Origin of the sequence: Brevibacillus laterosporus DSM 25, from assembly GCF_002706795.1 — a bacterium.
Classification (GTDB): Bacteria; Bacillota; Bacilli; order Brevibacillales; family Brevibacillaceae; genus Brevibacillus_B; species Brevibacillus_B laterosporus.
Window position 1 is genome coordinate 1,316,005 of sequence record NZ_CP017705.1, and the last position, 13,504, is coordinate 1,329,508.

Consider the following 13,504-nt stretch of genomic DNA (forward strand, 5'->3'; position numbering starts at 1 on the left):
GCCTTCCTTTCTTCTTACATCTATTTTTGCAAACACAAAACCCCCCATCCAACGGATAGGGGGCGAACGAAAAAAAGAAATGCAGCTATTATCATCTCTTTTGAAAATTTCGCCACTTACATGTAGTCCTACAAGCAAGTTTCTCATCAATGTAATAAAAAGTTCCTCACTTATTTTAAGAAGAGTATGAATAAAAGTCAATGATAAAAGGTGCGAAAAGTCGGATAAAAGCTTTCACTACTTTTAAAATTAATGGGCAGAATCACGTTAAAAGCCTCCTCTAGTCAAATAGAGGAGGCTTTTAGTAACGAGAGGATATTTCTTATTTTACTAAGCTTTGTGCTGTTTTCACTACATTTTCTACAGTAAAGCCATATTCTTTCATGATGATATCACCAGGAGCAGAAGCACCAAATTGGTTAATAGCAATAATTGCTCCATGATCACCTGTGTAGCGTTCCCAACCTAGTGAAGAACCCATCTCAACACCAACGCGTGCTTTAACATGCGGAGGAATAACAGAGTCACGGTACTCTTTAGGTTGACGATCAAATAGATTAAAGCTAGGCATACTAACTACGCGAGTTGGCACACCCTCCGCTTCTAATTTTTCACGGGCTTCCATGCACAAGGATACCTCAGAACCTGTAGCAATCAATACAACCTGAGGTTCACCGTTAGATGCCTCTTTTAAAACATAAGCACCTTTAGCTAAACCTTCGCGAGCCAAATCTTTGGTCTCTTGGTAGATAGGCAGGTTTTGACGAGTTAAAGCTAGTACAATAGGCTCGTCTTTGCTAATAGCCGCATAACGCCAAGCCTCGTTTGTTTCATGTGCATCAGCAGGACGCAAAACAGTAAGGTTCGGCATGGCACGGAAAGCAGCTAGATGTTCAATAGGCTCATGAGTTGGTCCATCTTCCCCAACTGCAATAGAGTCATGAGTAAATACATATGTGGTAGGTAGTTTCATTAGAGCAGATAGACGCACTGCTGGACGAACATAGTCAGAGAAGACAAAGAACGTACCGCCGAAAGCTTTCACACCACCATGTAGCATCATTCCATTTAGAGCCGCACCCATAGCGAATTCACGAACACCAAACCAAAGATTGCGCCCTTCATAAGAACCTGGCAAGAAGTCTCCAGCACCTTTAATTAAAGTGTTGTTGGAGTGTGCCAAATCAGCGGAGCCACCAATTAAGTTAGGCATACGTTTTGCCAAACCATTGATTGCGTTACCGGAAGCCGCACGAGTCGCTAGCTTGCTACCGATTTCGTAAGTTGGTAGGTCTGCATCAAAATCTTCGGATACCTCACCATTACTTGCTTTTTTAAATTGAGCAGCTAGTTCCGGATAAGCCTTTTCATAAGCCGATAGTAGCTTATTCCATTCTGCTTCCTTCTGTTGACCTGCCTCTACTAGAGAAGCGTAGTACTCTTTTACCTCTTGAGGTACGTGGAATGCTTCATGCTCCCAAGCATACGCTTGTTTTGTTAAAACAACCTCGTCTGTACCAAGTGGAGCACCGTGACTGGAGCTACTGCCGCCTTTATTTGGAGAACCGAAACCAATTGTTGTTTTCACTTCAATCAGTGTTGGACGATCCAAATCTGTACGTGCTTCAGCCAAAGCTTTTTCAATAGTATCTACATTGTTTCCATCTTCTACACGGATATATTGCCAGCCGTACGCTTTGTAACGTGCAGCTACATCTTCCGTGAAGGATTGGCTTAAATCGCCATCTAGACAAATATCATTAGAATCATAAAGTACAATCATTTTACCTAGTTTAAGATGAGCCGCAAGAGAAGAAGCTTCAGAAGAAACACCTTCCATCAAGTCTCCATCTCCACAGATAACATATGTAAAATGATTAATTAGCTCATAGTCATCTTTGTTGTATGTCGCCGCCAAATGTCTCTCAGCCATCGCCATACCAACAGCCATCGCAATTCCTTGTCCCAACGGACCTGTTGTTGCATCTACACCAGGAGTGTGGCCGAATTCAGGGTGACCAGGCGTTTTACTTCCCCATTGACGGAAGTTACGCAAATCATCCATGCTTACGCCATAATCCATTAGATGTAGCATAGAATACAACAGCATAGAACCGTGACCAGCAGATAATACAAAGCGATCACGATCAATCCATGATGGATTTTTCGGGCTTACTTTCATAAAACGGCTCCACAACACGTGTGCCATAGGCGCTGATCCCATTGGCATCCCTGGATGTCCAGAATTCGCCTTTTCAATAGCATCGATTGATAATGTACGAATAGTATTGATTGCCAATTGATCTACATTCATTTGTTGAGTAGTCATTACGGTTAATTCCCCCCTACAAGTAACTGCAGTGTGATTATAACATAGGAAAAGCTAATAGAGTAAAAGCGCTTTACAAAAACAGAGTATTTTCTATGAACGTAACAATACCTATAATTACATGCTAGGTTAGTGTGTTGCATAACTAGCTATTTTATGAGAAGGTAATCAGGCCGCTCCTTCTTATTTTGACTGATTCTCATCTGCATATATTCTTTTACGCTTATCTATCTCTTTCATCGCAAGAGAAAACTCCTCTTTATCAATGACTTTAGATGTCAATAGATCACGTACCTCATCTTCAATCATCAACCAATCTCCCAGCGGATCTCCGGTATAAATCATGATCTGAAAACGACGTAAAAACTCAGGAAGATTAAAAGTATTCCTATCGCTCATTTATTTCCCTCCCAAATCAGCTTCCATTTCTCGGCATACCGCTTCAAAGTCAAATTCGACCAAGAAACCGGTGATGACAATGATTTTCGCCTGTGGGTAATTATTTCTCCACTGTTCCTCTTCTCCCTCTTTTATGCCTACTAAGTAAAGAGGTTGCTTTTGCACATAGTCAAGATTTCGATATTCTTCCAGTAAAGCAGGTAGACGCTCTTCTAATCCCGTAACATTGATAACAAGAACAGACTGAGTAATTTCGCCTGCCTTCATTTGCTCTTCTATCATTTGAAGCGTCTTCTTAGTAGGTACCGTTGCATTCATAACTGGGAAATAATCTAACAGCTCATCTAACCAATGGTCCTCTTCTGCTGCGAGATAATATAACATCTTACTGGCCATTTATATTCATTCTCCTTTTGCTTACTTACAGGTACCTTCATTATAACATGTCAACTGCATCAGCCCCCAGTTCTCGCCTTGACTTCTTTCCCTCCATTTCGTATGGTGGAGAGTAGCTTGAACTTTTTGATTGTATAGAAAAGAGGTTTTTCCTGTGGAAAAGAAACATCTCTTCCTTCTCTTTAGCATTATCTTTTTAATGATGCTTGGCTTTGGAATTATTATCCCCATTTTACCTTTTTTCGTTACTAAAATTGGTGCGACCACGACGCAATTGGGGATATTATCTGCCAGCTACAATATCATGCAATTTATATTTGCTCCCATCTGGGGACGCTTATCGGATCGACATGGACGAAAGCCGTTTATCCTTTTAGCCTTATTTGGGTTTTCCGCTAGCTTTATCCTGTTCGGATTTTCAACCAACTACTACGAAATGCTGTTTTATCGTGTACTTGCCGGGATTACTTCTGCTGCGGGTATCCCAACCATCACTGCAATGGTCGCTGATATTTTCCCTCCTAAGGAACGAGCTAAAGGGATGGGAATTGTAGGAGCAGGTGTAGGATTAAGCTTCGTATTCGGTCCAGCACTTGGCGGTATCCTAGGAGATATTAGCTTGTCACTACCATTCTTCGTTTCAGGTGTACTAGCTTTTATTACTCTGATCTTTACATGGATTTTACTTCCTGAGAGCTTACCAAAAGAAAAGAGAGGTACATACCTCAAGAAAAAACCTACCAGCTCATTGGGAGCTATTTTTAGTAACCTAGGATTATTGTATCAGATCATGCTGGTTACATCGCTTGCGTTTGCAGCTATGGAGACGGTCTTTGCCTTATACATATCATATGAATTTGGTCTGACCTCCAAAGACATGGGCTATATGTTCCTTATCATGGGTTTGATTTCTGCTAGTTTGCAAGGCGGCATTGGCAAATTAGTGAAGCGATTTGGTGAATCAAAATTGCTTGCTACAGGGATCTTTTTTTACGTTTTAGGATTCTTCTGTGTACTGCTAGCTTCTACTTTCCTAGAATTTGCGCTTACCCTTTGCTTATTTGGTCTAGGACAAGGGATGATGCGAACCACCAATACCGCTATGATTTCGCAACGTACACCCGATGGTCAAGGAGCTACATCTGGTAACATGAGCGTCATGGATACTATGGGGAGAATTGCAGGTCCCATTTTAGCTGGATGGCTCTTTACTTTCTCACATAGCATGCCATTCATAATCAGTGGCATATTGTGCTTTGGTCTTTTGGCGGTTTATTTAGGAAGAGTGCATCACCTGCCAGAACCAGAGCCAGAATCTGAAGCAGACGCGTACTCTCCCGCCTCTCAGTAACCGATTCATATCGTGTATACATAAAAAAAGGAACGAGCTGGAATAGACCAGTTGGTTCCTTTTTTATGCTTACAAACCTGTAAGTTTAAGGTAAGCTGGATCGATATTTCGTAATCTTACAGAAAAACTCGGGCATTTACACACCACTCTGATCTGTCTTGGTATTTATGCAGGTCAAATGCTAGTAAGCTACCTATGGCTGTCGATCTTTACTATGGGTCCACTGGAATGGGGTTGGCGTGTCTTGACATATGGACAATTTACACCACTGATAAAACGTAACAGTAAAAACGCATCCTGAGAATTCGGATGCGTTTTTGACTATTATAAAGTTTCTCTCAAACGTTACCCTCAGACATATCTTACTTTCCTTTCTGAGGGGTGCTCTTTTCTCCTTCAAATAGCAATTTACCTGTATCTACATCACAGAACGTGACCGTTGTATAAGGTGGCGTACTGATCTTACCCACTACATACGGATAGCTAATGACCATCGGATACATTTTATTAGCATCTGGCTTGGTCTGTTTTACATATACTTTTAACATTTCCCAGCTTTGTTCAGTATGATCGATAACTAAACCATATCCAGGATTAGGAGCTTCTCCATATGCAATCACGTACAAATCACCCTGTTGATGAACCCCACGTTCTCCTTTAACGCTTTCTACAAAGGCTTTTTCCTCTACACTTAATTGCTCCTCCGTCAGTGTCTGAAATGCAGAAGCAGGTTGCTCTCCCTGAACCACGGGTAGATTTGTAACCTGGATTTCATCCGTTTTTCCATCCCACTTTACTTGTGCAGATAAGGATTCCATTGTCCAGCGTAGAGGCACATACACCTTGCCTTGATATACCAGGGCTCCTTCTTCTACTTTTTGTTCTTTTCCATTTACTAAAACAGAAGATTTCCCCGTCTGAAAGACCAAAGACTTTTCTTTCACTTTCAATTGATAAGCCCCTGCTTTTTCTGTTAACTGACCGCCTGTTAATTTACTTAATTCCTGTAGGCTAATCATTGTTCGTTGGTTAACACTAATCAATGGTGAGTGCTTGATTACCTTCTGCTGATTTATCATAAGAGAAGTGGCTACCGGCTTCACTGTTACTTGAGCCATACCTGGTATAGCTGATCCTACAAGTGCAAGCCCCATCACGGCTACTACTGTCGTTTTTCGTAACATTTGTACTCAATCCCTTCGCTTTTTTTCATCGTTTACGTCATTTTCATTTTGTTCATTTTTCTTTGTTACTTGTTTGACTTAAAGATTTCCCATAATGTTTCATTTTCTTTCCTACTTATCAATATCTTTTTTCTTCTCTACATGTTGATATTTAGTATTTACCCACAATTTTTACCTAATCATTACGCAAATAAGGCAAATGAGTGACAATTATCACACGGCTATTTTTCCAATTTTTATTTATGAGATAATTATAGTACCAAAAAAGATTTGACCAAATAAGCTCGATAACAAAGGAGTTTTCATATGACTACACTTATGTCTATGCCACAGGTTGACGTGGTACGCCAACAGTTAATTTCTCATCCAATCTCTATTGCTATGCAAACACCTGAACGCGTTCGTACCTTTATGGAACACCATGTGTTCGCTGTATGGGATTTTATGAGTTTATTAAAACGTTTACAACTGGACGTAACTTGCACAAGTGTCCCTTGGCTTCCTGCTCCTCATGCTGAATATGCTCGTTTCATAAACGAAATTGTGCTCGGGGAAGAGACTGATGAAGATGGCAATGGCGGATTTACCAGCCATTTTGAGCTGTACCTGCAAGCTATGAAGGAAGTCGGAGCTGATACATCTAAAATTGAGCGTTTCCTTACATTGCTTGAAAGTGGTACCACTCCTGACGAAGCTCTAGCATTATGCGACGCTCCTCACAGTGTACAGCATTTTGTAAAACAAACCCTTCACTTGGCTAAAGAGGGAGGAACTCACGAGGTTTGTGCTGCTTTTTTCTTTGGTCGTGAAGATATTATACCAGACATGTTTCAGGTACTTGTACAAGAACTGACTGCCAAAGGAGAAGCTCCTGCTTGTCTCCTGTATTATCTAAACCGTCACATTGAACTAGATGGAGATGAACATGGACCTTTAGCTGAAAAACTTCTAGCTTCTCTTTGTAAAGAAGATGACCAAAAATGGAAAGAAGCAGAAGCAACAGCTATACAAGCTCTCAACAGCCGCATTTCCTTATGGGATGGTGTCCTAGCAGATATTCAAAAATAATGAGAAAATGACCTAAAGGATGATCCCTTCACTAAAAAAGAGCTTGCCACCTCTTCACTTTTTCGAGGTAACAAGCTCTTTGCTTTTTATATTCTCTTGATGAACTTTTATCTTAACGAGCTACAGCCAAGGTAGAGCTCTCTTCATTTGAATGCTCTAAAATACCACTATCTTTCTTTGGTTTACCAGAAGCACTTCCAGTAGCCAACCCATAGGGAATGCACAGCGGCACACCACTACGAGGGTCTGGAATAATGTCAGCTTCAATGCCAAATACATCCCACAGCATTTGATGCGTCATGACCTCAGCGGGAGTTCCCTGAGCCATTACTTTTCCTTTTTTAATAGCAATAACATGATCGGCATAACGAGTAGCATGGTTCAGATCGTGAACAACCATAACAATCGTACGCTTCTCTTCTGTATTTAATTTAGCTAGTAGCTGTAATACTTCTAATTGGTGAGCCATATCAAGGAACGTGGTCGGTTCGTCCAAGAACAGGATATCCGTCTGTTGCGCTAACGCCATAGCAATCCATGCACGTTGACGTTGACCACCTGACAACTGATCGACTCCTCTTGTAGCAAATTCATCAATACCAGTAACTCCCAATGCCCATTGCACAATTTTTTTATCTTCAGGCGTCATACTTCCCATGCCCTTCTGATGAGGGAAGCGTCCATAAGAAACCAATTCTTCTACAGTAAGTCCATCAGGAGCTACTGGATTTTGCGGCAGAATAGCTAAATCCTTGGCTACTTTACGGGTATCCTGTTGGTGAATGGATTTACCATCCAAGAATACTCCGCCTTTTTTCGGTTTCAAAAGACGTGCCATCGTTTTTAGAATGGTAGACTTACCTGATCCATTTGCACCGACCAGAGCAATGATTTTTCCATCTGGTAACGATATGTTTAAGTCTTCTACAATTAGATTATCGTTATAACCTATGTTTAACTGCTGTGTATGTAAGCGAACCATGATCATCTTCCTTTCGATGTCACGCTATAATATCCTGAAATATAATACCTTCCCATAAAATGATATTGGTTCTCATTATCATTGTCAAACATTTTCTATAAAAAAACCAATTAACAGGGGCATTGTTATCTGACTAGCAGACTAACATTCACCTTATTAACTGGTTTTTTCTTTACGCTGCACTGTGCGCCAGCTTGGTTTGTTTTTCTTTTGTACCGTATTCGTAGGTCCATGTAACCACTTTACCAGCGATTGAGACTGCTAAAAGTGTATACAGGACTTGAGGTACTGGTAAGAAAAATAACGAAAGCAGCAACACAAGTACGTCAAATATTAATAAAACGGTACCTACTGACATACCCGTCCACTTACTTATGAATAGAGATAAAATATCATCTCCACCTGTTGCTCCCCCGAATCTAAGAACCAATCCCAGACCGAAGCCCGTGCTGATTCCAGACAATAAGACTGCGAGCAACATGGCATTGCTAAAGTCAAATACTAGCGGCGAGAAACGCTCACATAGCTCATAGAAAAAGGAAAAAGATGTCGCTGCTACAATGGTATTAATCAAAAACTTACGTCCTTTGATCATCATTGCAACTAAAATGATTGGAATGTCTAATGCTAGCATGGTAATAGACGGCGACCAATCAAAAGCGTATTTTCCAAGTAATGATAACCCCACAAATCCACCTTCACTTAAATTATTCTGAAAGTTGATGTGGTAATAGCTAAAGGCCAATAAAAAAGTTCCCAGTAAAATCATGAAGGTTTGTTGGTATGGTTTTGTCCTCATCGAGGCTTCCCCTTTTCGTAGTTAGTTAGTCACTTTCTCCACTAACTACGAAGCAGGTCCTGTCAGGATCGCTTGTTTGTATCATAAAGCATCTCTCTTTCGTAGTTAGTGTTCACAGGTCAAGAGTGGAACGCTCTAACTACTACGCTACGTGTCTGAGAGATCAAACCGTTTCCAGATTGTCCTTCGCGGTAACATCACTATCCGATCCTTTCATTGTAAAGTTACAATTCCATTATAACATAAAAATCACTTCATGAATCAAGCAGGTGGTAATTTAGGCTCTTTTTTTATATTTTTTATTCATGTGATTACGTACTTTAAAAAAGTTATACAGACAAGATAAATTGACCTAACATAACGACCAAAGGAATGGTAACCAAGCTGATAATCGTTGAACTAACCGTCGCCATCGCTCCTAAATCTTCATCAGCCGCATATTTGGCAAATAACATGGAGGCTAGCGTCATGGTAGGCATTGCTGCCATCACCAAAGTTACTTGGGTAATCTCTGTCGCTAAGTGAAAACTCCAAAGTAGGCCAGCAACAATGACTGGATACAAGAAAAGCTTAACAATCATAGATAGACTTAAAATCAGGAGTGCTCGCGTCGTTTGTTGCTTACGTACTACCAGATCTGGAATTAATAAACCAATGTACAGCATTGCTAAGGGTGCAGCTATAGAAGACAACATAGCGGTAAGTGATTTAACCATCTCTGGCGGTTGCCATTCCATCAATGCAAAAACCATCCCAACTACAATAGCCACCATTGGAATATTCACGATGCTACTCAGATCTTTCCATGTAAATCCATTTTTCCCCTTTAGAACCATAACTCCGACAGTCCAGAGTACCAGATCAAGACCAGCATCATAGATTGCCGCTAGCAGTCCCCCTGTCGGCCCAAACAACCCAACACACAAAGGAAGACCGATAAATCCGGTATTGCCAAGTCCAGCGATAAAGGAAAATTCTTTCCGCTTATTCATAGGCACACTACATAGGACTGCAAATAAAAAAGCAAGAAGCATTCCAAAACAGCTCAGACCAACAGCAATAAAAAAGATGAGGAAAATATGATTCAAGAGTTGCTGGTTCAACTGAGTGTGAAAAATTCCGTTGAGTATAATACATGGAACAGCTACGTTGATAATAATGGTAATCAATAATTGACGAGCATCAGCAGTGACTGGCTTCATCCGACCGATCATTGCCCCTATTCCAATAATGACAGCCATCATACCCACAGATGAGAATAACGGTGCAAGGGCCAATCGAATTTCCCTCCTGTTACACTACAATAGTATGGCGAAAATCAAAGATTATGCCTGATTCCCCCATCACATTTGCCCAGATTCTGTCTCAAGTAATAACCATTGCAAATCTGCGTTTTCTTTTTGTTCGCAGGTTTGCAATAAATCCCCAAGCAAAGGTATGGCTTGTTCAAGTGAAATAGCCCAATCAGCCGGTACTGGGAGCCCTTCTCCTTCTACTGTTATGATTCGGCCCGTTACTTCCACATCAACCTGCTTCGTCGTTAGTACATAATGTCTGATGTCACGTGCGTACTCTTTCCATTGAACTAAGACATATCCTTCATCACCGCCTGACACAACCAAATCAACATGGTCACCATAGGCAGCATGTACCAACGTTCTCATTTTTCCATCCAAACTCGCAATTTCTCTGAGTACCTCATGCCAAGACACATGTTTTCTTTCCTCTTTGCGTTCATCCGTGTACATGCGCCAATCGTTCAATCGCCTCGCCCCTTTATCAATTATGTTCAAGCTTATAAAAATAATATTGTTCAAAATAATCCAACATCAGTAAAAGATAATAACTCTACTTTGCCTATTTTTACATCTATTTAGCTGTCAAAAGATATCCTTCATTTTAGCATATCAGAACAAGCTCTCCTGTACAAAAATGTGAATGTGTCACTTGTTTGTAAATGTATTCGCTTTCATTTATAAACAAACCATTATAATTGTGAAAAAAGGAACTTTATCGGAAATCTGTCAAAATTATAAGCCTTCCTATCAACATTTTTGGTTTACCATGATGGTTGTAATGAACACCTAAAACAGCTTAGAAAAAACGAGGAGGTGAGTTCCATGGTGCAGCGCAGTATGAATTGGTGCGCTCGCTTTGGTCTCACGTTTCATGTGTGTAAAACCGTATTAGCATCCGGCTTGTCATTGTTGATCGCCTCATTATTGTTTGGCAATCATTTTGCCTACTTTGCTCCGCTTGCTGCGGTATTAACCATGCAACTTACCATTGCAGATACTCTGGAGAAGGGGATTTATCGCGTAATTGGCATCATTGGAGGAGTTATCTCTAGTATTATTATTCTTCCTCACTTTGAAAATGGGATACTAGGTCTCGTTCTTGTTCTATTAGTAGGTATGGGCACAGCTACCGCTCTAGGCTTGAATCCACAGATTATTTCACAAATCGGCGTTAGTTCTGTGATGGTAATGACCTTTCAGCAAATGCAAGGTTATTCAACTGGACGGATTTTAGAAACCATTATTGGAGCGCTCGTGGCCGTTTTTATTCAAATGGTTATTCGGCCGGAGAACTATGTTCCTACAGTTCAAAGGAAACACGCCGAGTCATGTAAGCAATTAGCTCATACATTAACAATAATGGCAACTGCATTAAATAGTCACTCTGGTAAAACAGATACTCCCATAGTAGAACCAGCCTCTCTTTTAAAATGGAATAATGAACTCGAAGCTTCATTAGTACATGCAAAAAAAAGCCTAAAATATAATGTATTTTGTCGGAAAGACCTTAACACACTCTATCATCTGGAACAACAAATTGATTCCGTTCAAAAGATGCTGATCTCTATATGTAGTATCTTGTATACTGCTCAGGAATTAAAATATCTCCCCACTCTCCGTCATACTCTTGACCAACCTTTGCTTGATGCTAGTGCCGCCATTTCGACATATGGTGCCTTTGTTGCAAATCCGTCCACAGAGGCTCATCAGGAGTTAATGAGTCTGTTATACAGGATAAAACAACAACAATCTCAACAGTTCGTCACATCGATAGAGACAGCTGGTATCTCCTCTTTACGAGAGGTTGGCTGTCTGTACGCAGAAATAAATCGTATGATCGTTGAGATGGAGTATTCTGCTCATGTATGGGAGTCATCCACCGCTTCCAAAGACTGCGATGACAAGCGCCGTCAACAAATGTACGCATACAAAGCATAGTAGAAAAAGAGCCTTACCCCAAAACGGGTAAGGCTTCATTATTTCTGCAAACTACGTGTGATTAATCGTCACAGAAGCACACCAATATTACAATAATAATGATAATCCATAAAAAGCTGCCACCAAAGCCAAATATACCACCTCTTCTACCGCATCCCATGATCCTTCCTCCTTCTCACGGTCTAGTAGCGGAGAATGCATGGACTCACAAACTCCTGCTAGTACCCTATGAATTTTGGTCATGTGATGCTTGGATAAGAGCATAGAAAAGCGAAAAAAAGGCAGATTGCTATGGAAAAATACCTATGTATGATCCTCCACATCTTGTGCGGAACGAATAAGGTTCATATTACTACGAATAAATTGTTGCAATTCTTCATAAAAGGTCGGGTTGCAACCCATTACACTGCTTTTGGCATCGTATGGAAGTTCTTTGCCTTCCATAGTTGTAGCAGTACCGCCCGCTTCCTGAATGATGAGCTTGCCTGCCCCAAAATCCCATGCGTTCAATTGCAAGCTGACGTAACCATCCAGTCGTCCTGCTGCCACGTAAGATAGCTCTAAAGCCGCACTTCCTAGCAAGCGCATCCCACGAACTTTACCAGCCAACTCTTTGAAAATAACATCGATGCCTATCTGCTCAGCTCGTTTATTCCAAAATACACTGGTACAAAGTAAGGCTTCCTCTAATTTTACTTGTCGGTGTAGACGTAACTGTCGATCGTTTAAATAAGCCCCTCCACCTTTGGTTGCATAAAACAACTCATCACGGGATGGATCATATACGACGCCTACAGCTGCCTCTCCTTTATGATACACCGCAATTGAAACAGAAAAATTAATTTGCTGATGAACAAAATTAGTTGTTCCATCAATAGGATCAATTATCCACAAGGTATCATATTCAGAAGGGGCCTTGCCCTGAAAACGATTTTCTTCTCCCAAAATACCATGCTCAGGATATTGCTTGAGGATCATATCAATAACCATCTGCTCTACTTCTTCATCTACAGCTGTGACTAAATCAGAGGCAGAGGTTTTATAATTCACTTCATAGGGCTGATTCATTTTCTCTAAACTTAACTTACCGGCTGTTTTGGCGCATGCGATCGCCAATTCTTTCCACTGTTCCAGTTCATTCGGTTGCAAAGATATCGCCACCCAACCCATCCAATTTTCTTTAGTGTATCATATTTCACCATCTCCTACACCTTACAATCAAAAACAGCGACTATGAATAGTTTAGGCCAGAATCGGAAGCGTTTGAATTATATACGTTTTTACACCAGCAGGGTATTCGCTGTCGAATCCGTAATTGCGTAATCTCCAATTGGTTTGGCGATCACCATCTACCTACTAACAATAGATTTTCCTATGTAGAAGTATTAAACAAAGATGAGACCCAGGCTCATCTCTTCCTGCATTCTTTTTGATAAAAATAAGTAGGGCTATGTAGCACTCCCTTTGCTACATAGCCTTCGTTCCATTAACAACAACGATTCATTTCGCCGCTCTCATATTTGTTTTTTAAAGCGAAAAGATAAAATTCCTTCTCTGTCATAGGAAAGATTCCGGGAGCACCGTGTGTCTTATACCAATGCTCCAGATAACGATCATAATCTGGCATACCAAAAATCGTTTTGATGATGGAACGAACTTTTTTGAATCGGCGTTTCCAGTGTCTTATTTTCTTTCGCATTGCCCACCCCTCACCTTTTCAACAGATTAAAAACAATTCTCTATATAAATTAAAGTTTCTT

At 40.7% G+C, this 13,504-nt stretch carries 14 protein-coding genes; 4 read left to right on the plus strand and 10 right to left on the minus strand.

The window, feature by feature from the left end:
- Positions 1-322 precede the first annotated feature (322 nt).
- The 3 genes from tkt to BrL25_RS06375 all read right to left on the minus strand — a co-directional run bounded on the left by tkt (position 323) and on the right by BrL25_RS06375 (position 3,124).
- Positions 323-2,329 (minus strand): transketolase, encoded by a 2,007-nt coding sequence (gene tkt, locus BrL25_RS06365; protein ID WP_018673689.1) that lies wholly within the window; start codon positions 2,327-2,329, stop codon positions 323-325.
- 183 nt (positions 2,330-2,512) lie between these two features.
- Complete coding sequence (locus BrL25_RS06370) at positions 2,513-2,728, minus strand: YqgQ family protein (protein WP_018673690.1); 216 nt, start codon at positions 2,726-2,728, stop codon at positions 2,513-2,515.
- On the minus strand, positions 2,729-3,124 hold the full coding sequence (locus BrL25_RS06375; protein WP_018673691.1) for a hypothetical protein: 396 nt from the start codon (positions 3,122-3,124) through the stop codon (positions 2,729-2,731).
- A gap of 154 nt (positions 3,125-3,278) precedes the next feature.
- On the opposite strand from BrL25_RS06375, the gene BrL25_RS06380 reads away from it, so the two are divergent.
- Entirely contained in the window at positions 3,279-4,475 is a 1,197-nt protein-coding gene (locus BrL25_RS06380; RefSeq protein WP_018673692.1) for an MFS transporter, read from the plus strand.
- Positions 4,476-4,638: 163 nt separating this feature from the next.
- Entirely contained in the window at positions 4,639-4,776 is a 138-nt protein-coding gene (locus BrL25_RS06385) for a DUF418 domain-containing protein (protein ID WP_236847724.1), read from the plus strand.
- Between the two features lie 61 nt (positions 4,777-4,837).
- Here BrL25_RS06385 and BrL25_RS06390 read toward each other — a convergent pair whose 3' ends face one another.
- Positions 4,838-5,659 (minus strand): stalk domain-containing protein, encoded by an 822-nt coding sequence (locus tag BrL25_RS06390; protein WP_018673693.1) that lies wholly within the window; start codon positions 5,657-5,659, stop codon positions 4,838-4,840.
- Positions 5,660-5,965: 306 nt separating this feature from the next.
- Here BrL25_RS06390 and BrL25_RS06395 point away from each other — a divergent pair, with 306 nt between their 5' ends.
- On the plus strand, positions 5,966-6,727 hold the full coding sequence (locus tag BrL25_RS06395) for a DUF3050 domain-containing protein (protein WP_018673694.1): 762 nt from the start codon (positions 5,966-5,968) through the stop codon (positions 6,725-6,727).
- Between the two features lie 112 nt (positions 6,728-6,839).
- Here the strand turns inward: BrL25_RS06395 and BrL25_RS06400 are convergent, their stop codons facing one another.
- From BrL25_RS06400 to BrL25_RS06415, 4 genes are all read right to left on the minus strand, one after another.
- Entirely contained in the window at positions 6,840-7,709 is an 870-nt protein-coding gene (locus BrL25_RS06400; RefSeq protein ID WP_018673695.1) for an ABC transporter ATP-binding protein, read from the minus strand.
- 172 nt (positions 7,710-7,881) lie between these two features.
- Complete coding sequence (locus tag BrL25_RS06405; RefSeq protein WP_018673696.1) at positions 7,882-8,508, minus strand: YitT family protein; 627 nt, start codon at positions 8,506-8,508, stop codon at positions 7,882-7,884.
- 329 nt (positions 8,509-8,837) lie between these two features.
- The gene (locus BrL25_RS06410) at positions 8,838-9,785 is read right to left on the minus strand and encodes an AEC family transporter (protein ID WP_018673697.1); all 948 of its coding nucleotides are present in this window, start codon (positions 9,783-9,785) and stop codon (positions 8,838-8,840) included.
- Between the two features lie 66 nt (positions 9,786-9,851).
- Positions 9,852-10,271 carry a hypothetical protein gene (locus BrL25_RS06415; protein WP_018673698.1) on the minus strand — a complete coding sequence of 140 codons (420 nt, stop codon included), beginning with the start codon at positions 10,269-10,271 and terminating at the stop codon, positions 9,852-9,854.
- A gap of 357 nt (positions 10,272-10,628) precedes the next feature.
- Here BrL25_RS06415 and BrL25_RS06420 point away from each other — a divergent pair, with 357 nt between their 5' ends.
- On the plus strand, positions 10,629-11,744 hold the full coding sequence (locus BrL25_RS06420; RefSeq protein ID WP_018673699.1) for an FUSC family protein: 1,116 nt from the start codon (positions 10,629-10,631) through the stop codon (positions 11,742-11,744).
- A 303-nt stretch (positions 11,745-12,047) separates the two neighbouring features.
- On the opposite strand, the gene BrL25_RS06425 is transcribed toward BrL25_RS06420, so the two are convergent.
- Both BrL25_RS06425 and BrL25_RS06435 read right to left on the minus strand, forming a co-directional pair.
- Positions 12,048-12,893: an inositol monophosphatase family protein gene (locus BrL25_RS06425; RefSeq protein ID WP_035312295.1), complete on the minus strand. Its 846-nt coding sequence runs from the start codon at positions 12,891-12,893 to the stop codon at positions 12,048-12,050.
- 337 nt (positions 12,894-13,230) lie between these two features.
- Positions 13,231-13,443 carry a CstA-like transporter-associated (seleno)protein gene (locus tag BrL25_RS06435; RefSeq protein ID WP_018673702.1) on the minus strand — a complete coding sequence of 71 codons (213 nt, stop codon included), beginning with the start codon at positions 13,441-13,443 and terminating at the stop codon, positions 13,231-13,233.
- Positions 13,444-13,504 lie beyond the last annotated feature (61 nt).